The organism is Chryseobacterium sp. MEBOG06 (assembly GCF_021869765.1).
GTDB lineage: Bacteria > Bacteroidota > Bacteroidia > Flavobacteriales > Weeksellaceae > Chryseobacterium.
In genome coordinates, this window is record NZ_CP084580.1 from 33,171 (window position 1) to 53,511 (window position 20,341).

The following is a 20,341-nucleotide window of genomic DNA, read 5'->3' on the forward strand; positions in this document are numbered from 1 at the left end:
TTTTTGTGTCGCTAATTTACTAATTTTTACGAGATTCTGTCCCGGATTGGTATGAAAATGGGATGATAATTCACATGAAAAAAATACTATTATCACTTTTTACGGTTTTGTTATTAGGAGTGGTTGTGAATTGTTCCACAATACCGGGTAAAAATCCTAACCTACAAAGACAGTGGATGCTGATCACTTTCGATGGCTTTTCTAAAGATCAGCTGATCGCCAAGAAAGCTGAAATCAATTTGACATCCAGTATTGTTGATGGTAAAATTCAGGGAAGTGCTTACATGGGATGTAACAGAATGTCTTTTATTTCGGAGTTTAAAAAAGGAGGTAAGGTAAAAATATCTTCAGGCATCAGTACAATGATGGAGTGTCAGGATATGAAGCTGGAAACTTCTTTTCTGAAGAAATTTGAAACCATGACATCGTATTTGGTAGAAGGACATTTTCTTACCTTATCAGATGGTAAAGGAAATACAATGAAGTTTGTAGCAGCAGATTGGGATTAAAAACAATATTATAATACTATACTAAAAGTCCGCGGTGTCGCGGACTTCTTTTTGTTTGAAAAATCTAGTTCGGTTATCAGCTTTTAGTTGGTTATCAGTTTTTAGAGGTATTAGTTTTTTATTTCCTCCGGATTTATAGTATTGAGAAATCCGGTACATGTCGTCTTTGTGTTCCTAGAATTTATAATGTTGTGATCTGCCTGTCTTATTGTTTTTTTCTGATCTCATCGAAGCCTGCCATATTGGAGAAGCTTTTATTGGCTTTCCCTACACTGCAGTAAATGAGGGCAATATCTCGCGATATATCTGTTTCTGCTGCTGAACTTGCTGATTGAGCATAGAGGATGAAGTCAGAAGAGCGGGGAATGGTATAAAAAATAAATGTTTTTTCCATGGCTGACAGTTTATAATTCATTGATAACGAACTTAATTAAGAGGGAATTTTGGGAAGACTAAATTACCACCTATCCAGATCAGATAATAAGAAAATAGACCAACGGCAGAAATAATAGACCAATAGCATTTTGTGAATCCGGTCGCAATGAGTTTGTTTTAAGGGTGAAAGAACGATAGGTTATCCTTGTAAGCTCTGCCGATGGGAAGTCTGATCTTATGTGCCAGTTCTATTTCATGACAGCTTTTTCCACGGATAAGGTGGCGGGGAACAGCATAACTTCTGTGTATCCTTACAAAAGTGTCAAAAAAATTCTTTTGGAGGAGATTTCCGAGAGAATTTAAAATACAGTGATTTTTTTCAAGAGTTATGATTCTTGTATAATCTTTTAGAGCTTCCAGGTATAGGATATCTTTCATTTTAAGTTGAAGAATATTGCCGCCCTCTTTGATGTTGATACAGTTTTCACCTACCATAGCATCATAACATTTGCACTTTTCTTTGATTTCAAAAAAATTAAAAAGCCGCTGCATAGAAAGATGAAAACGCTCTGATAGTAAAGGTTTGGTAATAAAATCCAACGTATCGGTCTCGAAAACACTGGCTGCCAGCTCCGGATGGGAACTTACAAAAATACAGGCAGGAATCTTTTGAGCCAGTTGGCGGAATTCCAGTCCGCTCATTCCTTTTAAATGGGTTTCTGTGATCAGAAGATCAATAGAGGAGTCGAGATAGGGAATTGCTTTTTCTGCCGAATCAAAAGAGCCGACAATCTGTATGTTTTCATACTGCCTGATATAATGCTGAAGAACCAGCCTGTCCAGTTCATCATTATCAATAATCATACATTTAATATGGGTAATCATGATTGTCCGGATATTAATTTTTAACGTAAATGTCTAAAAACTAGAGAAATATTAATTAAAGTTACTGCTTTTTCACCAAATTCTGCGGATGCAAACTTAAATTTATATTAAAATATGTTATTAAATAAAAATTGATTTTGTTTTTTTTCGGAAAAATATTAACTTGTAAAAATCATAAACATAGATAGAACTTAATGTTAGAAAAGAAAGAACATAATTATGAGAAAGCTGTCCTGGTAGGTGTTATTACACAAAATCAGGATGAAGAAAAATTGACGGAGTATTTGGATGAACTGGAATTTTTAGCTTTCACAGCAGGCGCAACTATAGAAAAGCGTTTCACTCAAAAATTAACTCAGCCGGATTCTAAAACCTTTATTGGAAGCGGAAAGGCAATTGAGATAAAAGAATATGTAAAAGAAAACGGGATCGGAACAGTCATTTTCGATGATGAACTCTCTCCTTCGCAGCTTAAAAACCTGGAAAGGGAAATGGAGGTGAAAATTTTGGACAGAACGAATCTTATTCTTGACATTTTTGCCCAAAGAGCACAGACTTCTTATGCAAGAACTCAGGTGGAACTGGCACAATATCAATATCTTTTACCTCGATTGACCAGGATGTGGACTCACTTGGAGCGCCAGAAAGGGGGAATCGGAATGAGAGGTCCCGGTGAAACGGAAATTGAGACTGACCGTCGTATTATCCGTGACAGAATATCTTTATTGAAAGAGAAGCTGAAGACGATTGACAGGCAGATGGCTACACAACGTAATAACCGTGGAAAGGTAGTGCGTGCAGCGCTGGTAGGATATACCAATGTAGGGAAATCTACCCTGATGAATTCTATTTCGAAATCTGAGGTTTTCGCGGAAAATAAATTATTTGCAACACTAGATACCACAGTAAGAAAAGTAGTAATTGGTAATTTACCATTTCTGCTTACTGATACGGTAGGGTTTATCAGAAAATTACCAACTCAGCTGGTGGAGTCATTCAAATCTACTCTGGATGAAGTTCGTGAAGCAGATCTTTTGATTCACGTTGTGGATATTTCGCACGAAAGTTTTGAAGATCACATAGAATCTGTAAATCATATTTTAATGGAAATCAATGCTCATCAGAAACCAATGATTATGGTTTTTAATAAGATTGATGATTTCAGCTACGATAAAAAAGACGACGATGATCTTACTCCTTCAACCCGCAGAAATGTTTCTTTGGATGAGTGGAAAAGAACATGGATGGCAAAATCTAAACATCCAACCGTTTTCATCTCCGCTTTGACGAAGGAAAACTTTCCGGAAATGAAAAAAATGATCTATGATGAAGTAATGAAGATTCATATTTCAAGATTTCCGTACAATGATTTCCTTTTCGAATATTTCGATAACGACGAAGAAGAAAGCAACAATTAATGAAATATCATTTTTTCCTTTTATTCATTATGTTTTCGGTTTTTGGCTTCAGCCAGAAATCAAAAGTTGATTTAAAAGCCATTGAGAAAAGCCTCAAAAATCCTGATTCTCCATACAATTACGAGAAACTTATTTTCAAATATAAAGGCTATCCAAAGTCTTTAGACAGTATAGAATCACAATATCTGTACTATGGGAGAAACTTTCGAAGCGGGAAGGTGTTAACTACCGGAGATGATTTCAAAAGTCTGGCAGAGGCTTTTAAGCAAGGCCGCTTTGAAGAATGTATCAAACAGGGGAAAACATTGTATGATAAAGATCCTACCAATCTGGATATCCTTCTGATCCTTCTAAGGGCCTATGATTCAATGAAAGATGGGAATAATTTCATACACCATCTCAATCAGTTCCGTTCCCTTACAGACGGAATAAAGAGCTCAGGAGACGGTAAATCTGAGAAAACAGCTTATCTCGTTAATTCTGTGGGTGACGAATATATTCTGCTGAATATCCTGAATATAGGACAGGATTATACCAGAAATTCAAAAGTTGCTAAAGACGGGATGTATGATATCTGGGAAAAAGAGGGCCGGCAAACTTATATCAAAATACTTTATTTAGACTAACTAATTAATCTTTTAAAAAAAACACTTAGTGGAGTTATATTATTCATTTTCAGCATTAATCGTATTAGCATCTATATTCGCCTATCTTAATTACAGATTTTTAAAACTTCCAAGTACCATTGGGATCATGGTAATTGCCATTGTGGTTTCTATTTTTCTTGTGATGTTTGGAGAAACGGTTCTTCCGAGAACTTTCGGACATCTTCACAACCTTATGAACGGTATCGACTTTACGGAAGTTTTGATGGGCGCTATGCTTAATTTTCTGCTTTTTGCTGGAGGAATTCATATTAACATTAATGATCTCAAGGAACAGTTCAGGCCTGTAGTGATTTTTTCCACGGTGGGAGTTGTCATTTCCACCTTTGTAGTAGGGTTCGGAATGTTTTATTTATTACCATATGTAGGTGTACAGCTTCCTTTTATCTACTGTCTTGTATTTGGAGCATTAATTTCTCCTACCGATCCGGTAGCGGTTTTAAGCGTACTGAAACAGGCTAACGTATCAAAGTCTCTGGAAACGAAAGTGGCCGGAGAGTCCCTTTTCAATGATGGTATGGCGGTTGTGGTATTTACTGTGATCTTACAGCTTGCGGTAGGGAAGGAAGTAGATCTGGGAGTTGAAACAATCGGATTGCTTTTGCTTAAAGAAGCCGGTGGGGGGCTTTTGCTTGGGGTTTTGCTTGGATGGGTTACTTCAAGGCTTATGCGTGAAGTGGATGACTATATTATCTCTGTACTGGTAACGCTTTCCGTAGTGATGGGAGGTTATCTTATCGCCAGACAAATGCATATTTCAGGCCCATTGACCATGGTGGCAGCAGGATTGTTTATGGGGAACTTTAACAGGAGTTTCAAAATGAAATCCGTTACTCAGGATTATCTTATCAAATTCTGGGAACTTATTGATGAAATTCTGAATGCCGTTTTGTTCCTGTTCATCGGATTTGAACTTTTGATGATTAAAGATCTGAAGCATTATATGATTCCGGGTGTATTGGCGATCATTGTTGTTCTGCTGGCAAGATTTATTTCTATTTGGGGGCCTACCAAGTTTACCTCTCTAAGGAGGAGCTTTAGTCCGCAAACGGTAAAAGTATTGGTCTGGGGAGGAATCCGGGGAGGGGTTTCCATTGCTTTGGCAATGTCTATTCCCAAAAGTGAATACAGTGAAATTATTTTAAGTATAACCTATTGTGTAGTAGTATTCTCAATTATTGTACAGGGGCTTACCATTGCTAAAGTGGCCAATCCCAAAAAGATTGCAATAGAAGAGGAGGAGCAGGAAAATAGCGTTCTGGAAGAAAAAGTTTAATTGCAAAATTGACAGCAGTTTCCAATGAAAAGTATAGTCAAAGAAATAGAAGAAGCCTTAGCTGTTTTATCCATTCCTGAAAAGGCCGAATTCTTTCCAAGATTCTTCAAAACCGGAAAAGGAGAATATGGTGAAGGTGATTTGTTTCTGGGTGTAAAGGTTCCGGACCAGCGGTCTGTAGCGAAAGAATATTATTCGAAAATAAGCTTAGAGGAGCTTAGTATACTGGTTTCTTCAAAATATCATGAACATAGGCTGACCGCACTTTTTATGCTGATTTCTAAGTTTGAAAAAACAAAAGATAAAACTGTAAAAGAAGAGGTAGTGGCATTTTATCTGAATCACCTTCCTAATGTCAATAACTGGGATCTTGTAGATTCAAGCTGCTACAAAATTCTGGGTAGATATGCTTTTGAAAACCAGAAAGAACATCTTCTGAGAGAACTTTCAGAGTCCGAAGAGATGTGGCATAAAAGAATGGCTGTTGTAGGAACTATGCATTATGTGAAAAAAGGCTCATTTGACCTTACAAAGGAATTCGTGACAAGAAACCTGAAGCATCCGCATGATCTTATGCATAAGGCAAACGGCTGGCTGCTAAGAGAAATGGGGAATAAAAATGAAGCAGAATTAATCAGCTACCTGAATCTGTATTATAAGGAAATGCCGAGAACCTGTTTACGGTATGCCATTGAAAAACTGGATGAAGATCTTCGTCAGGATTATCTGAAGGGGCATATTTAAAAAACATAAAATACAATAGCAGTATCATTTTCTATCCTCAAAAAGTACCTGAAAACCGCTATTTATGTTCAGAAAATCAAAGATTGTAAGGATTTAAAGACGGAATTGAGTAATTTTGTCGTTTTAAGCCCAATCATGAAAAATCTTATTAAATTATTCCTGCTTTTTATTCCCTTATTGCTTCTGACGAGTTGTTTCGATATTTTAGATAAGGTGAATCTAAAGGCGGACGGCACAGGAGAGTACACTATTATTCTCAATGCCAGTAAAAGTAAAACAAGGCTGGCATCGATTTCTAAAATGGAAACCATAAATGGTAAAAAAGTTCCAAAAAAATCCGAAATTGAAAATAAAATCAATGAAGCTGCTCAGATTTTCAAAGGAACTCCGGGGATCAGCAATGTAAAAACTTCCATGGATTTTGATAATTATATCCTCAAACTGAGCTGTAATTTCAAAAAGATCGAAAATATCAATGCCGGATTAGAAAAGCTTAAAGCTCAGAATATATTAGGCAAAATGGTCCCTACGCAAGTCTACAGTCAAAACCTTGAGAAAAAATTACTGACCAGAAACAAAGTCAGTACCTTTAAAGCAGATTACGACAAGATGAGCAAAGCAGACAGGGAAGTCTTTAATGATGCCAAATATACTTCCATTATGCAGTTTGAAAACACAGTGAAATCCCAGACAAATAACGCCTATCTGCTTTCCCCGAACAAAAAAGCACTCAAGCTGGAGGCTGATGTTCTGGATGTAATCCTTCAGAAAAAACAAATACAAAATACAATCCTTTTTCAATAAATTTCTACCCCTATAATCATGAAATCTATCTTATTAAAAACACAAAAAACGATTTTATTACTCTTTGGCTTTACTCTGGTTTTTGCCCAAAATAGCATGAAAATCCCCAATGATGCCGTATTTTATATGGAAGTCAACGGGAAGCAGCTCAATAATAAAATAAACTGGGAGAAACTGAATCCTTTGTTGCACGAGCTGAGCAAAAAGAGTAAAGAAAAGCTCTCCTGGACTGACTATTCTAAGACAGGAATCAAATACGATGCTGTTCAGTATCACTATGCAAGCTTTAATGACTCCATTAAGACGTATAACACTCATTTTATCATTGATAACAAAGAAAAGTTTCAGGAATTCATCAATTCTGTCAAGAAAAAAGGATTGGAAATTTCTAAAAAAAACAAGTATTCTTACGTTGATATAGATGATGATGTCTTTGTTGCATGGAACGAAAGCCGTGCTGTTCTTAGCTTCATAAGCTATACGAAACCTTATAAAGATCTGTGGAAAGAAGAAGTTGTTGTGGACAGTGCTGCTGCTGTAGCAATAGATAGCGTTGCTGTAGATACTTCAGACAGTACTTATGCTGAAGAGCCGGACAAGCCTTTTGATTATAAAGAAGAAATAAAGAGCCTGAAGGAAGATGTTAAATACCTTAAAGAAAGCATTAAAGATAACAATCTGGAAATAGCAAGAATCCAGAAGGATATCAAATACCTGCAAAAACATCATCAGTACCCTAAAGAAAAAGAACAGCCGGAAAGTCCTGAACAGCAAGAAGAAGGGGCAGACTATGATGAAGCGGAAGCTGATAAAGCCTACCAAAAAGAGCAGGATTCTATCCGCAGGGAAAATTTCAAGATCGTTAAAAAAGAGGCGGAAGCACATTTTGATGTGTATTTCAATTCAAATCTGAATATTGAGGCTTCTAAAGAAATGCAGACCTTCAGAGATGCTGATTCTGATGTTTTTATTTATACAGACTATGGAAGAATAGTTAACGATGGAATCTATGGCAAAATGATGAAGCGCTATGACTTTGGACAGATCTTTCAGAATATGTACAATTCAAGCACTGCTTACAATCTGTATTTTGATAAAGATAAAGTAAGACTTGTGAATAATTATCAGCACAAAAATGCTGAAATTCAGAAAAATATATCTTCTATTTATAAAGGAAAGAAAAATAAAAAACTGCTGGAGCTTATCAATGACAAAAGCATTGGGTACTATGCTGTTAATGTCAATGGAGGAAAATCTTTTGACCTGATGTACAGCCTTCTTCAGGATTCAGGAGAAAGTGAATATAAAAAAGAGATGGGGCTGATCATGGAAATCATGAAAATCGTTCTGGATGAAGAAGCCATCGCTAAAATAGCTCCGGGCAACGGTATTTTTGTATTAAACGAATTGAAATCCAAGAAAGTAGACTACACAGATTATGAATATGATGCTGACTTCAACGAAAAAGAGGTAAAGAAAACGAAAGATATTGCAGTTCCGAACTTTACTTTTGCTTTTGCAACGGAGAATGAAGGGTACTGGAAACGGATCTTTAACCTGTTGACTACAAATAAAAAACTAGCTAAGAAATTCTCGAAAAAAGGAGATTTTTATGTATTCAAGGACGAGAAATCGGGCGGATATCTTGATCAGTTATTCTTTACAGTAAAAGACGGCATCGTTTATCTGATGAGCTCTACGGAAAATATTCTGCCTGCCGCTCAGTCTGATGCATCAAAAAAATGGGCAAAAGACTCTTCCAAATATCCTTTGTCCGGAAGGTTGGATCTGCAGAAGCTTCTGGCTGGTCTGGATAAGGAATTCAAGAGCCCTTCACAGAGAAAGACTTTTGATTTTCTAAGAAAAAACATAGGAGAAATGTATTATAAGACAGAGGTAAAAGGGGAAAGCATTCAGACTGAAATGAATTATAATATCAAAGGTTCCTCTGAAAATAGCCTGATGTATTTCTTCGATCTGTTTAACGAGATTTTTAAAAACAAAGAGTCAGAAAAGAAACCTCAGATATTATAAATGAGCAAAAAGAAAATTATTGCCCCGTTAATTCTGTCATTCGTTGCTGCTGCCATATACTTTGTGTTTTTCCATAAAGATAAAAACCTGCGGTATATACCTGAAAGCGCAGATGTGGTAGTTTTGGTTGATGTAAAAAAATTAACGAGGCAATATATATTCAGTTTGGTGACGCATCCTTCTCATTGGTCGGGAGGTAAGACCAATGATAAACATTCAGCTTCTCTCAAAGATTCAGGAATCAGAATTCCGGATTTTTTGCAGATATTCCATATTAAAGATTCCGGATTTTCAGAGTGGTATGCCATTATGGAGCTGAAAGACCAGCAGAAGTTTATCACATTTTTGAAATCCCGTCAATTTACCGATAAAGGGAAAGGTCATTTTCAGAAAGATCAGATTTATCTCAGAGTTGAAAAAGGACACTTTATTGTGGGGACTTCAGATAAAGCTTTTGAATCAATAGGTCAGCAGCTTTTTGTAGCTCCCGGAAAATATGACAGGGATGCAGAACTTTTTATTGATGGGACTTTAGGAAGTGTTTCTTTTATTTCAGGACAAAAATTTCAGAATTTTTCTATTGAGCTCAAAGACGATGAAATTAAAATCAAGAACAATTCAAAACCTGAGATTTCAAACGCTTTTGTTTCAAGGTTTCAAAACGGAACCCATTTTCTGGAAATGGAGCTGGATGCGGATAATATAAAAAAATACACCCGGTTTTTCAATAAAGGTAATGCAGATTCTTCGCATATCAATTACGTTAAGGCACGTGTAGATCTTGAACAGGTCAATGATACCATTATCAGCTATGGGTATGATGATAACTTTAATGAAATTGAAAAAAAATCGGTTCAAAAGATTATTCAGCCTGATTATACCATTGCTCTTCAGAGTCTGGCTCCTGAAAAAACATGGGAATATTTTCAGGCTAAAAAATGGGTGAATGAAAAGAATGAGTTTACAGCTATTCCTTTTCAACCCAATACTGTCATCAAAAATGAGGTGGGCGCTGTTATACAGTCTACGAAAAAATCAATATCTCTGTCATCTGAAACCAAAGAAAATTATATTTTTATCAGAAACAGTGCTTTATTGCTTTCTTCACTGAAAATGCTAAGCGGAGAAGAAAAAAGAATTCTTTCAGACATTGATTATCTCTTGTATAGAAATAAAACAAGGGATCACTCGTTGATAATAAAAGCGAAAAAAGGGGAGCTGCCCTTGCTTTTAAGATGGTAAAAATTATTTAATCCTTAAAAATGAATACGTATTAATGGCTCCGTCAGAAGTTATGCTGCTTAAAACAATCACGCACTATTTTTTGCATTTTGTTTTTCCGGTCTTTATTGCACTTATTTTCTATCCTCAAAATTGGAAGAAAGTGTATCTTATTCTATTGGCAACAATGCTTGTAGATCTGGACCATCTTTTTGCCAATCCTATTTTTGATCCGTCGAGAGGGAGTGTTGGTTTTCATTTTCTGCATTCTTATTATGCTATTGCGGTGTACTTTTTAATGCTGTTCTTTAAGGGTAATATCAGAATTATAGGAATTGGGCTCCTTTTTCATATGTTGACGGATTTTCAGGACTTTAACTTCTGGCCTCATTAAAATAACATTAATATTTTCTTTTGATAATGAAAATATTATAGATTTTTTGTATTTTGTAGTCACTATATGAAGCCAAAAGAATTTTTACACTATACTTATATTTTTCCTCTCCTTGCGGTAGGATACTACTTTTCAGGGTTGATGGGAGCAGGGGTTATTTACGATATCATCGCTGGTATTTTACTCATTGGAAGCGTTTTATCGGCAGTGCATCATGCAGAAGTGGTGGCTCATAAAGTAGGGGAGCCTTTCGGAACTATTATCCTGGCTCTTTGTATTACAATCATAGAAGTCGCGTTAATCATCTCACTGATGGTTGCCGGCGGAGATCAGGCGATCACGCTGGCCAGAGACACGGTTTTTGCTGCTGTAATGCTTATTCTCAACGGGATTTTGGGAATCTGTATTCTAGTGGGTGGTGTTAAATATCACGAGCAGTTTTTTGCTAGAACTTCCGCTACCACTTATCTTGTAAGTATTGTTTCTATTCTGGTACTTACCCTTGTTCTTCCCAATTTCACATCAAGCGTTAACGGCCCTTTTTATAACGAAGCGCAGCTTATCTTTATATCAATTGCATGTCTTGTCATCTATGGGATTTTTCTGATGGTGCAGACGGTACGTCACAGAAGTTATTTCATCGTTCCGGATGAGCATCCGGAAGAACATTATATTCCATCACTCACTAAAACCCTTATCAGTTTTGGCTTTCTGGTAATCTGCCTGGTAATAGTAGTTCTTATGGCAAAAGGACTGTCCAATACAATTGAAGGGATGGTGCAGAGCGTGGGAGCTCCCAAATCCCTGGTGGGAGTAATCATTGCGGCTGTTGTTCTTCTTCCGGAAGGAGTGGCTGCTATACGGGCTGCAAGAAGCAATCAGATCCAATCCAGCTTAAACCTCGCATTAGGTTCAGCGCTGGCAAGTATCGGGCTTACAATCCCTGCGGTTTCAGCTGTATGTATTTTGTATGATATCCCATTGGTGCTGGGATTAGATAAAAAAGATGTGATTCTTCTTTCTCTGTCCGTATTTATTGTAATGCTGTCACTGAGCAGAGGAAAAACAAATGTCCTTTACGGAACCGTTCTTCTGGTGAATTTAGCAGCCTATATTTTCACTGTCATCGTTCCTTAAGAAACGTAAAAAGACGAGATCAAAAAAATAAACATGAATAGGGTAGATGTTAAAGTCTTCTGGCCAGTTCCATTTTGAAAGCCATTAATTTTGCAATATTCTCAGATTTGTAAATAGCCATATCTGCATTTTCTCCTGCAAAATTTTCTTCAATAGCGGTTCTCCAGAGTTCCAGCCACTTATCGAAGTGTTTCTGTTCCATTGCTTCTATTTCATTGATGGGAAAATGTACTCCCATAGGATTTCCTTTATAAGTCATTTGTCCAAAAAGAATAGATTCCCAGAAAGAATACATTTTAGGAAGATGTTTGTCCCAATCTACTTTAGCAATATCATTAAAAAAGAATCCAATAGTCTCATCCTTTACAACTTTTGCATAAAATGAGTTGACAAGGTACTCAATGTCTTCTCTTGATTCGAGTTTTTTCATACTTCAAATGTACTTCAAATTCAAATTAAAAATCAAATGATTCAATTGATAAAATTCATGAAAACAATATTTTATCTTTGCAAAGGAAACAGAAAAAAGCAAATCCACGGAAGAGAGAATTTGCTATCGTAGGCTAAACTGTTCACAAACAAATGAGATCATTATGACACGAGGATTCAGAAAAAAAATCCGTCAGATAAATTCTGAAAACAGCGGATTCGGAAGCAGTGCATCCGGAAGATTCATCAATAAAGACGGCCTTCCGAATGTTCAGCGAAGAGGAGTGAATGTCTTCAACAGGCTCAGCTGGTATCATACTATGCTGAATCTATCTTCATTTCAGTTTATTTCCTATCTGGTAATTGCCTACATTCTGATCAATATTCTTTTTGCTCTGATCTATTATCTTATTGGAGTAGGGCATTTGACGGGAATTGATAAAAGTGATCCGCTTAATGAGTTTATTGATGTGTTTTTCTTCAGTTCCCAGACGTTTACCACTGTTGGATATGGGAGAATTGCTCCGGTAGGATTTTTGGCAAGCCTGGTTGCTACTTTTGAAGCTTTTTTAGGATTGCTTACCTTTGCAATTGCTACCGGTCTTTTTTACGGGAGATTTTCGAGACCGAGAGCTTATCTGAGGTTTTCTGATATAGCAGTTATTGCGCCTTTTCATGGGGCTTCAGCATTGATGTTTAGGCTGGCGCCTTATAAAAATAATGCGCTTACTGATGCTGATGTTATTCTCTCAGCAGCCATTGAAGTGATAGAAAATGGTGCTGCCAAAAGTAACTTCTACAGACTGGAAACCCATCTGGGTAAGATTAATACCTTGGCACTTAATTGGACTGTTGTTCATAAAATTGATGAAAATTCACCATTTTACGGGTTTTCTGAGGATGATTTTAAAAATACGGATATTGAGCTCATTGTTCAGGTTCGCGCATTTGACGAAGTCTTTTCAAATACCGTTGTTCAGAGGTCGTCTTATGTGACGGGAGAAATTATTTACGGGGCCAGGTTTGTTCCGATGTACTACCCCAATAAAGATAATCTAACCACCGTTTTGGATCTGGATAAAATTAATGACTATCAAAAAGAAGAGTTACCGCCTTGGGTGAGAAATAATGAATAAATGAATTTAGATTTTTATAAAAAACAGGCTTTACAAAAACAAAAAGATCATAAAAAATTTCTGGACGGACTGAAAAAGAAACCACCAAAGAATCTTGATTATGCAGTGCAGGAAACCCATGAAGAAGTTTTTGAAAAAATAGACTGTTTACAATGTGCTAACTGCTGTAAGACAACAGGTCCGCTCTATACTGAGAAAGATATTGAACGAATTGCTAAACATCTTCGAATGAAGCAGGCTGATTTTGAAGCCAAATTTTTAAGAGTAGATGAAGATAATGATAAAGTACTCCAAAATTTGCCTTGCTTTTTCCTGAATACCGATAATACCTGCTCTATCTATGAAGTAAGGCCCAAAGCCTGTAGAGAATATCCTCATACTGATCGTAAGAAGATCTATCAGATTAATAATTTGATGCTTAAAAATACAGTGATCTGTCCTGCAGCTTTTGAATTTGTAGAACGAATGATGAAGAATGTAGGGAAATAGATCTCTTTCAGGCTATTTTAAAAGCCAGATTTTATAGATAAGAAAGACTTTTTCTTTTATTTGATTTTTTTCTGTCTAAATTATTTTTTGTAAAATCCTCTTAAATATTTATAAAGTTCGTTAAATAGAATAGTTATGCATAATTTTTTAAATGACCTCTCGTTTTAGTTAAACAATCATTTAAAATATTACATCATGAAAAAGTTATTTTTAACGGCAGCGTTTACATTAGCAGGAATAGTCGCGGTGTCAGCACAGACAGAACAAACGAAACCAGCAGAAAACCCTGCAAATAATCCATCGACAAACCAAACACGGCAACCGGTTTCGAAGACAAACAATACTTCGGATCCCAACAAACCGCAGAGAAATACAACTACAGTAGATACGGCAGCAAGTCCGGCTGCCACAATAGAAGCTGCAAAGCCTGCTGATGCTGCAAAAGAAGAAAAGAAATCTAAAAAGAAAAAGTGATAGTACCGTAATAGACGCTAGTCGGAGTCCTGAAATCTTGTATTTCAGGATTTTTTTTGGTCAATTTCTTTTATCCTGAATTGTACAATTTCATCAACCAGATCTAAAGGAAAGTCCTCGTCCATTGGAAACTGTACTGCACCTTTAGAGTATTTGTATTTTCTTTCTTCAAAATTTTTTTCAAAATTCTTGATTCCTTCCGCTCCGGGATAAAAGCCGATATGTTTTTTGTATCCTGCAAAATAAATCAAAGGTTTTCCTGTATATCTAAAAGCAGGCATCTGATATCCAATATATTCTTCCAGTTGCGGATGTATAGAATGAATGAATTCGCGCAATTCAGTAAGTTTTTTCTGTACCTCTATTGGAAACAGAAGGATATACTCATTAATATTGGAAAAAGTATTTTTCATACTCATAAAAATAAAAAAAGTGCTGCAATATGCAGCACTTTCTCCTTTCACTTTTTACTTTTTTCCCATTATCCCGGGAACAGGCTGTATGAAAAAAGGTCGGGAGTTTTTCCCAACCTTTGTTATTTTTTGTTACACAACTCCTTGAGCCAGCATTGCTTCTGCTACTTTTACGAAGCCGGCAATATTTGCGCCCTTTACGTAGTTTACATAACCGTCTTCGTCTTTTCCGTAGTCTCTACAAGCTTTATGGATACCAATCATGATTTCCTTTAATCTTGCGTCTACCTCTTCAGAAGTCCAGTTAAGACGGATAGAGTTTTGAGTCATCTCTAATCCTGATGTTGCAACACCTCCAGCATTGGAAGCTTTACCAGGAGAGAATAATACTTTATTGTCTAAGAAATAGTTGATTGCATCTAGTGTAGAAGGCATATTTGCAGCTTCAGTTACACACATACATCCGTTTTCAACTAATTTTCTTGCATCATCTAAATCTAATTCGTTCTGCGTCGCAGATGGGAATGCTACATCACACTTCACTTCCCAAGGACGTTTTCCTGCATGGAATTCAGCAGATGGATATTTTTTAGCATAGTCCTCAGCTCTGTTGTTTCCTGAGGCTCTAAGTTCTAATAAATAATCAATCTTTTCTCCGCTTATACCATCTTTGTCATAGATGTATCCATCAGGACCAGAAAGGGTTACAACTTTTGCTCCAAGCTCAGTTGCTTTTTTGATAACTCCCCAAGCCACGTTTCCGAAGCCTGATACTGTTACTGTTTTTCCTTGGAAGTTCTCACCAATCGTTTTAAGCATCTGCTCAGCGAAATATACAACACCGTATCCTGTAGCTTCAGGACGGATCAATGAACCTCCGTAAGCAAGTCCTTTTCCTGTAAGAACTCCGGTAAATTCGTTTCTGATTTTCTTATATTGTCCAAAAAGGTATCCGATCTCTCTTGCTCCTACACCAATATCTCCTGCAGGTACATCCGTTTCAGGACCAATATGCTTGCATAGTTCTGTCATGAAAGCCTGGCAGAAACGCATTACTTCCATATCAGATTTTCCTTGTGGATCAAAATCTGAACCTCCTTTACCTCCTCCCATTGGAAGCGTTGTTAAAGAGTTTTTGAATACCTGCTCGAAAGCTAGGAACTTAAGAACAGATAAGTTTACAGTAGGATGGAAGCGGATTCCTCCTTTGTAAGGACCAATAGCAGAGTTCATTTGAATTCTAAACCCTCTGTTAACCTGAATCTCTCCTTTATCATCAACCCATGGAACTCTGAAAATAATAATTCTTTCAGCTTCAGCCATTCTTTCAAGCAGCTTCATTCCGGTATATTCTTTTTTGGTAGCAATGAATGGAATTACAGTTACGGCAACTTCTTTTACAGCCTGTAAGAACTCCGGTTCGTTAGGATTTTTTGCTTCAATTTTTGCAATAAACTCTTGGATTTTCTGGTCAATATTATATTGTTCCATATATTAAGGTTGAATATTATTGTCAACAAATTTAATTTTTTTTTCAAGATTCACAATACTCTATTTTAACATTGTTGAAAATTAAATAAAAATGTGTCATAATATTATTAAATTGATAATTAGTGTGCAAATTTTGTTAAAAATGAAATGTTATCTGTGAAATAATGCAATATTAAGAAATCATTAATTCTTAAATTGCAATAAATTGCCTCCCGGAAAATGATTTTACTTTCCCGAAAAGTTCTAATTCTAAAATAATCGGTAATATTTTGTGGGAAGGAATTGAAATTGTGTGGGCAAGATCGTCCAGAGAAATCCGTGGATTTTCTTTTATAAACTGATATATTATATTTTGATTTTCAGTTAATTGTATTATAGTTTCACTATGTGGGAAAAGCTCTTCTATTTTTCCCTGATCTTTGTTAAAGCCAAGGGTGCTGAGAAGATCTTTTATGGTTGAAATAGCGGTTGCTTTATTATGGAAAATCAACTGATTACAACCTTGGCTGTAAGGATCAGTAATTTTCCCGGGAAGAGCAAAAACATCCCGATTATAGTCATTGGCAAAGGCTGCCGTACTTACAGATCCGCCACCAAAACCGGTTTCCACTACTATAGTTGCAGGAGAGATTCCCGCCACAATTCTGTTTCGCTGAATAAAATTTTCCCGATCAGGTTTTCTGGAAGAGCTGAACTCCGTAAGTAATGCCCCTCCTTCCTGAAGAATCTTTTCTGAAAGGTTTCTGTTTTTTGCCGGATATAAAAACTGAAAACCATGAGCAAGAACGGCTATTGTAGGTTTTCCATTTCGGATGGACTGCTCATGGACTTCTTTGTCTATTCCGAGTGCCAGACCGCTTACCGATATATAGTGATAAGACTGGGAGGTTTCAAAAAAGTCTTCAATAAACTTTTTACCATACACCGTCATATTTCTCGTACCCACAATGCTTACTTTTTGCAGTGAATCATCAAGATGTCCTTTTTGGTAGAGTACGGCCGGAGCGTCGGCGCATTCTTTAAGAAGTTGTGGGATTTCGTTCAGATATCTCAATCTGACAATGATATTATTCTTTTCGCAAAATTTCAGTTCTTCTTCTGCGAATTTCAAATAATCCTGATTTCCGATATCTGAAACGGTTTTGGGGCCCATTCCCTCCAGTTTTTTATATTCTTTCTTTGCACTCTTCCATGCTTCCTGGGCACTTCCAAAAGTACGGACAAGTTTATGGAAATTGATGTCACCAATCTGGCTGCACTCGCGGAGAGCTATTGCGTATAGGTATTCTTCGGAGATCATGTGTGTTTTTTTTCAAATGTAATGAAATAAGTCTTTACTTTTTCCTTAATTCATCCAAATGATCCCAGATATCATCTCTTTTTTTGTAAGGAAGTTCTAAGAAATCTTCAGGGTGATTTTCTTTATATTCCTGCCACAGTTTATCGTCTTTTTCACTATAATAATTAGGGAATTCCCAAATATATTTTTTCTTTTTCTCTCCAACATTTTTAAACGCAAAAGCTATAATACTGCCTACTACAGCTCCAGAGAGGTGTGCCTGCCATGAAATTTTACTTGGCTCTTCCATATTATAAAATAGCTCCTCAGGAAGCATTCCCCAAATCAAACTTCCATAATAGAGAACAACTAACATGGATATGGTAAGAAGTTTTGTGTTCCATTTGAATACCCCACTGAAGAAAAGGAAAAAAGCAAGAACATATACTACACCACTCGCACCAATGGTACAGGTATACATATATTCACCGGTAAGGATATCAACAGGAGGAAGTAGCCAAACCAAAAGTCCGGTAGCCAGCCAGCCAATAATAAAAACCTTATTGGCCACCACAGGGTAGAATTGATAAAGCAGAAACATGAGAGCAGCAATTGGAATGGAGTTACCTATAATATGATCAATATTTCCGTGTAAAAGGGGAGATGTTATAATACCAAGCAACCCTTCTGGGAGCAGAGGAATAATGGCTCCAAAGCAACTTGCAAAAAAGCCCAGAGTTTGTAAAAAATACCCGAGCCACATTGCAGAAAGCATCAGCAGGGGGTATATAATCGCTCTTTTGGAAATTACATTTTTAAACATGAAGGTTCTACGTCAAATCAAAAGCCAATGATAAATTTCGGAAAATTTGTCGATGAATTTTCCCTACTGAACTGATTTTAAGACAAAAAGTATCAATTTTAACGTTTAAACTTATTATTTTGGCACTGATTTTATTATGATATCATATTATTTAGTACTTAAAATCAGAGAAAAATATAGTCTTTAAAGGTAAATTTACCTTTAAAAAAAATTATATTAATATTTTTGCATTGAAAATTATTTAGAGTAATGAAGAAGTTTTTATTGATTCTTTCCTTTTTTACGGGGATGTATGTAAGTGCCCAACAAGAATTAAAAAAAGATTCCGTAGTAGTAGACACCATAAAATATTGGTCGGTACTGGGGAAAAACACCTTAATGATCAATCAGGCAGCCTTTTCGAATTGGGTAGGAGGAGGAGCCAACAACGTAGGATGGCTTGCCGGTATCAATTACAACCTGACATATGAAAAAGACAAAGACCTCTGGGAGAATATTATTGTGATGGGCTACGGACAGAACGATACCAAAGGACAGGGAATAAGAAAAACCCAGGATGTAATCAATGTATCAACCAACTACGGGCGGAAATTTTTGAAGAGCTGGTATTTCTCTACAGGGGTTGGCTTTCAGTCTCAGTTCGCTCCGGGATATGAGGATGGGAACAATCCTGAAGCAAAGAAAATCTCAAGTTTTATGGCTCCGGGTTATCTGAACGTCGGTATGGGTATTACCTACAGACCAAATGATGATCTTACTGTTACCTTACGTCCTACCAACGCGAGATGGACCTTTGTGCTGGATAAAAGCCTTCAGCTGGCAGGTAGCTATGGTCTGAAAAGTGATGGCGATACCTCTTTACTGCAGTTCGGTTTTCTGGGAACAGCAGCTTATAAATTGAAAATTATGCAGGATATTTACCTGATGAATACCGCATCTGTCTTTTCAAATTATCTGGATCATCCGGATAGATTGGTTCTTGCCTACGGTGCTATCTTAAACCTTAAAGTCAATAAATATATTTCATCCAATATAACACTTGATTTATTGTATGATCATAACCAGATTGAAAAAACTCAGTTAAAACAAACGCTGGGAGTTGGTTTTGCCTATACATTGGCGAATGGTGTAAAACGTTCTGAACGTAAAGACAGCCAATGGTGGATTAAGAAATAAATCAGATATAGAATTTAAAATAGAAGCACTTCCGAAATGGAGTGCTTTTTTGTTTTAATGGAGTGTTTTTTTTAGTTGGATTACGTTGTTGGTGTTTGTATAAATGTATAAGTATTTTAATGTCATTGTGTTATCAGGTTTATTTTATATGTGTTAAATTCAATTTATGGTGAATTTTATTTGAGGGTGAATTATTATTTATACATTTGTAATAAATCGTTAAATATGAAAAAACTTTTATTAATCGCTCCTGTTCTCTTGGGGGCGTTAGCCACTGCACAGGAAACTAAAACAGATACCATAAAAGCATGGTCTATTCAGGGACAAAATACATTAATGCTTAACCAGGCTGCCTTTTCAAATTGGGTAGGAGGGGGAGCCAACAACGTAGGATGGCTTGCCGGTGTCAATTACAACCTTACTTATGAAAGAGGTAAAGATCTTTGGGAAAATATTATTATTATGGGCTATGGGCAAAATAATACCCAGGGTACTGGTGTAAGAAAAACCCAGGATGTTATCAATCTTTCGACCAACTATGGTAGAGAATTTGCTAAAAATTGGTATATCTCAGCTGGAATGGGTCTTCAGACTCAGTTTGCGCCAGGATATGAGGATGGTAATAATCCTGATGCAAAAAAGATCTCCAATTTCTTTGCTCCGGGATATCTAAATGTAGGTGCTGGTGTTACTTACCGACCTAATGATAATTTGACAGTGACTTTACGTCCGGCTAACGCAAGGTGGACTTTTGTTCTGGATAAGGATCTTCAGACAGCGGGAACCTATGGTCTTAAAAATGATGGTGATTCTTCTCTTTTCCAGTTCGGTTTTCTGGGAACGGCTATGTATAAGATCAAAATCATGGAAAATATTAACCTGACCAATACAGCGTCTGTATTTTCAAATTATCTGGATCATCCGGATAGATTGGTTCTTGCCTACGGTGCTATCTTAAATATGAAAATCAATAAGTATATTTCTTCCAATATTACACTGGACCTACTCTATGACCATAATCAGATTTGGAAAACTCAGCTGAAACAGACATTGGGAGTCGGCTTTGCCTATAATATTGACAATGGAAAGAAACGTTCTGAGAACAAAGACAATCAAAACTGGTTAAAGAAATAAGCCGGAAAAAAACATAATAAAAAGCACTTTCCAAA

22 protein-coding genes are annotated in these 20,341 nt (G+C 36.5%); 15 read left to right on the top strand and 7 right to left on the bottom strand.

What is annotated here, in order from left to right:
• Positions 1–74 precede the first annotated feature (74 nt).
• A complete protein-coding gene (locus LF887_RS00120) occupies positions 75–509 on the top strand; it encodes an META domain-containing protein (protein WP_236856814.1) in 435 nt (144 codons plus the stop codon).
• Between the two features lie 205 nt (positions 510–714).
• On the opposite strand, the gene LF887_RS00125 is transcribed toward LF887_RS00120, so the two are convergent.
• Together LF887_RS00125 and LF887_RS00130 are read right to left on the bottom strand one after the other, a co-directional pair.
• Positions 715–903 (bottom strand): hypothetical protein, encoded by a 189-nt coding sequence (locus tag LF887_RS00125; protein ID WP_236856815.1) that lies wholly within the window; start codon positions 901–903, stop codon positions 715–717.
• A 158-nt stretch (positions 904–1,061) separates the two neighbouring features.
• Positions 1,062–1,769 (bottom strand): LytR/AlgR family response regulator transcription factor, encoded by a 708-nt coding sequence (locus LF887_RS00130; protein WP_236856816.1) that lies wholly within the window; start codon positions 1,767–1,769, stop codon positions 1,062–1,064.
• Positions 1,770–1,963: 194 nt separating this feature from the next.
• Between LF887_RS00130 and hflX the strand changes: the two genes are divergently transcribed.
• The 9 genes from hflX to LF887_RS00175 all read left to right on the top strand — a co-directional run bounded on the left by hflX (position 1,964) and on the right by LF887_RS00175 (position 11,462).
• Positions 1,964–3,187, top strand: a complete 1,224-nt coding sequence (gene hflX / locus LF887_RS00135) for a GTPase HflX (protein ID WP_236856817.1) — start codon at positions 1,964–1,966, stop codon at positions 3,185–3,187.
• On the top strand, positions 3,187–3,813 hold the full coding sequence (locus tag LF887_RS00140; RefSeq protein ID WP_236856818.1) for a DUF4919 domain-containing protein: 627 nt from the start codon (positions 3,187–3,189) through the stop codon (positions 3,811–3,813). The genes hflX and LF887_RS00140 overlap by 1 nt, the downstream gene beginning before the upstream one ends.
• Positions 3,814–3,841: 28 nt before the next feature.
• Positions 3,842–5,128 carry a cation:proton antiporter gene (locus tag LF887_RS00145; protein ID WP_236856819.1) on the top strand — a complete coding sequence of 429 codons (1,287 nt, stop codon included), beginning with the start codon at positions 3,842–3,844 and terminating at the stop codon, positions 5,126–5,128.
• Between the two features lie 24 nt (positions 5,129–5,152).
• Entirely contained in the window at positions 5,153–5,872 is a 720-nt protein-coding gene (locus LF887_RS00150) for a DNA alkylation repair protein (RefSeq protein WP_236856820.1), read from the top strand.
• Between the two features lie 135 nt (positions 5,873–6,007).
• Positions 6,008–6,676: a hypothetical protein gene (locus tag LF887_RS00155; protein WP_236856821.1), complete on the top strand. Its 669-nt coding sequence runs from the start codon at positions 6,008–6,010 to the stop codon at positions 6,674–6,676.
• 18 nt (positions 6,677–6,694) lie between these two features.
• Positions 6,695–8,710 carry a hypothetical protein gene (locus LF887_RS00160; protein WP_236856822.1) on the top strand — a complete coding sequence of 672 codons (2,016 nt, stop codon included), beginning with the start codon at positions 6,695–6,697 and terminating at the stop codon, positions 8,708–8,710.
• The gene (locus LF887_RS00165) at positions 8,711–9,952 is read left to right on the top strand and encodes a hypothetical protein (RefSeq protein ID WP_236856823.1); all 1,242 of its coding nucleotides are present in this window, start codon (positions 8,711–8,713) and stop codon (positions 9,950–9,952) included.
• 34 nt (positions 9,953–9,986) lie between these two features.
• Positions 9,987–10,325: a DUF6122 family protein gene (locus LF887_RS00170; protein WP_236856824.1), complete on the top strand. Its 339-nt coding sequence runs from the start codon at positions 9,987–9,989 to the stop codon at positions 10,323–10,325.
• Positions 10,326–10,391: 66 nt separating this feature from the next.
• Positions 10,392–11,462, top strand: coding sequence for a calcium:proton antiporter (locus LF887_RS00175; protein ID WP_236856825.1), 1,071 nt, complete (start codon positions 10,392–10,394; stop codon positions 11,460–11,462).
• 49 nt (positions 11,463–11,511) lie between these two features.
• Here LF887_RS00175 and LF887_RS00180 read toward each other — a convergent pair whose 3' ends face one another.
• Positions 11,512–11,892: a group III truncated hemoglobin gene (locus LF887_RS00180; protein WP_236856826.1), complete on the bottom strand. Its 381-nt coding sequence runs from the start codon at positions 11,890–11,892 to the stop codon at positions 11,512–11,514.
• Positions 11,893–12,055: 163 nt separating this feature from the next.
• Here LF887_RS00180 and LF887_RS00185 point away from each other — a divergent pair, with 163 nt between their 5' ends.
• The 3 genes from LF887_RS00185 (at position 12,056) to LF887_RS00195 (ending at position 13,990) form a co-directional block, all read left to right on the top strand.
• Positions 12,056–13,027 (top strand): ion channel, encoded by a 972-nt coding sequence (locus LF887_RS00185; protein ID WP_236856827.1) that lies wholly within the window; start codon positions 12,056–12,058, stop codon positions 13,025–13,027.
• On the top strand, positions 13,028–13,516 hold the full coding sequence (locus LF887_RS00190) for a YkgJ family cysteine cluster protein (RefSeq protein ID WP_236856828.1): 489 nt from the start codon (positions 13,028–13,030) through the stop codon (positions 13,514–13,516).
• Between the two features lie 195 nt (positions 13,517–13,711).
• Positions 13,712–13,990, top strand: coding sequence for a hypothetical protein (locus LF887_RS00195; RefSeq protein ID WP_236856829.1), 279 nt, complete (start codon positions 13,712–13,714; stop codon positions 13,988–13,990).
• A gap of 44 nt (positions 13,991–14,034) precedes the next feature.
• Here the strand turns inward: LF887_RS00195 and LF887_RS00200 are convergent, their stop codons facing one another.
• The 4 genes from LF887_RS00200 to LF887_RS00215 all read right to left on the bottom strand — a co-directional run bounded on the left by LF887_RS00200 (position 14,035) and on the right by LF887_RS00215 (position 17,996).
• The gene (locus tag LF887_RS00200) at positions 14,035–14,403 is read right to left on the bottom strand and encodes an iron chaperone (RefSeq protein WP_236856830.1); all 369 of its coding nucleotides are present in this window, start codon (positions 14,401–14,403) and stop codon (positions 14,035–14,037) included.
• A gap of 132 nt (positions 14,404–14,535) precedes the next feature.
• Positions 14,536–15,894, bottom strand: coding sequence for an NADP-specific glutamate dehydrogenase (gene gdhA / locus LF887_RS00205; protein WP_236856831.1), 1,359 nt, complete (start codon positions 15,892–15,894; stop codon positions 14,536–14,538).
• A gap of 190 nt (positions 15,895–16,084) precedes the next feature.
• Positions 16,085–17,194, bottom strand: a complete 1,110-nt coding sequence (gene dprA, locus LF887_RS00210; RefSeq protein ID WP_236856832.1) for a DNA-processing protein DprA — start codon at positions 17,192–17,194, stop codon at positions 16,085–16,087.
• Positions 17,195–17,228: 34 nt separating this feature from the next.
• Positions 17,229–17,996, bottom strand: a complete 768-nt coding sequence (locus LF887_RS00215; RefSeq protein WP_236856833.1) for a rhomboid family intramembrane serine protease — start codon at positions 17,994–17,996, stop codon at positions 17,229–17,231.
• 249 nt (positions 17,997–18,245) lie between these two features.
• Between LF887_RS00215 and LF887_RS00220 the strand changes: the two genes are divergently transcribed.
• Positions 18,246–19,172: a DUF3078 domain-containing protein gene (locus LF887_RS00220; protein ID WP_236856834.1), complete on the top strand. Its 927-nt coding sequence runs from the start codon at positions 18,246–18,248 to the stop codon at positions 19,170–19,172.
• 225 nt (positions 19,173–19,397) lie between these two features.
• A complete protein-coding gene (locus LF887_RS00225; RefSeq protein ID WP_236856835.1) occupies positions 19,398–20,306 on the top strand; it encodes a DUF3078 domain-containing protein in 909 nt (302 codons plus the stop codon).
• The last annotated feature ends 35 nt before the right edge of the window (positions 20,307–20,341 follow it).

Excerpts from the sequence above, each read along its gene's own strand:
- LF887_RS00165 (WP_236856823.1), top strand. The coding sequence starts at position 8,711 with ATGAGCAAAAAGAAAATTATTGCCCCGTTAATTCTGTCATTCGTTGCT.
- LF887_RS00175 (WP_236856825.1), top strand. The coding sequence starts at position 10,392 with ATGAAGCCAAAAGAATTTTTACACTATACTTATATTTTTCCTCTCCTT.
- LF887_RS00180 (WP_236856826.1), bottom strand. The coding sequence starts at position 11,892 with ATGAAAAAACTCGAATCAAGAGAAGACATTGAGTACCTTGTCAACTCA.
- LF887_RS00170 (WP_236856824.1), top strand. The coding sequence starts at position 9,987 with ATGGCTCCGTCAGAAGTTATGCTGCTTAAAACAATCACGCACTATTTT.
- LF887_RS00190 (WP_236856828.1), top strand. The coding sequence starts at position 13,028 with ATGAATTTAGATTTTTATAAAAAACAGGCTTTACAAAAACAAAAAGAT.
- LF887_RS00120 (WP_236856814.1), top strand. The coding sequence starts at position 75 with ATGAAAAAAATACTATTATCACTTTTTACGGTTTTGTTATTAGGAGTG.
- LF887_RS00125 (WP_236856815.1), bottom strand. The coding sequence starts at position 903 with ATGGAAAAAACATTTATTTTTTATACCATTCCCCGCTCTTCTGACTTC.
- LF887_RS00200 (WP_236856830.1), bottom strand. The coding sequence starts at position 14,403 with ATGAAAAATACTTTTTCCAATATTAATGAGTATATCCTTCTGTTTCCA.
- LF887_RS00160 (WP_236856822.1), top strand. The coding sequence starts at position 6,695 with ATGAAATCTATCTTATTAAAAACACAAAAAACGATTTTATTACTCTTT.
- LF887_RS00215 (WP_236856833.1), bottom strand. The coding sequence starts at position 17,996 with ATGTTTAAAAATGTAATTTCCAAAAGAGCGATTATATACCCCCTGCTG.
- LF887_RS00225 (WP_236856835.1), top strand. The coding sequence starts at position 19,398 with ATGAAAAAACTTTTATTAATCGCTCCTGTTCTCTTGGGGGCGTTAGCC.
- hflX (WP_236856817.1), top strand. The coding sequence starts at position 1,964 with ATGTTAGAAAAGAAAGAACATAATTATGAGAAAGCTGTCCTGGTAGGT.
- dprA (WP_236856832.1), bottom strand. The coding sequence starts at position 17,194 with ATGATCTCCGAAGAATACCTATACGCAATAGCTCTCCGCGAGTGCAGC.
- gdhA (WP_236856831.1), bottom strand. The coding sequence starts at position 15,894 with ATGGAACAATATAATATTGACCAGAAAATCCAAGAGTTTATTGCAAAA.
- LF887_RS00130 (WP_236856816.1), bottom strand. The coding sequence starts at position 1,769 with ATGATTACCCATATTAAATGTATGATTATTGATAATGATGAACTGGAC.
- LF887_RS00185 (WP_236856827.1), top strand. The coding sequence starts at position 12,056 with ATGACACGAGGATTCAGAAAAAAAATCCGTCAGATAAATTCTGAAAAC.
- LF887_RS00195 (WP_236856829.1), top strand. The coding sequence starts at position 13,712 with ATGAAAAAGTTATTTTTAACGGCAGCGTTTACATTAGCAGGAATAGTC.
- LF887_RS00150 (WP_236856820.1), top strand. The coding sequence starts at position 5,153 with ATGAAAAGTATAGTCAAAGAAATAGAAGAAGCCTTAGCTGTTTTATCC.
- LF887_RS00155 (WP_236856821.1), top strand. The coding sequence starts at position 6,008 with ATGAAAAATCTTATTAAATTATTCCTGCTTTTTATTCCCTTATTGCTT.
- LF887_RS00140 (WP_236856818.1), top strand. The coding sequence starts at position 3,187 with ATGAAATATCATTTTTTCCTTTTATTCATTATGTTTTCGGTTTTTGGC.
- LF887_RS00220 (WP_236856834.1), top strand. The coding sequence starts at position 18,246 with ATGAAGAAGTTTTTATTGATTCTTTCCTTTTTTACGGGGATGTATGTA.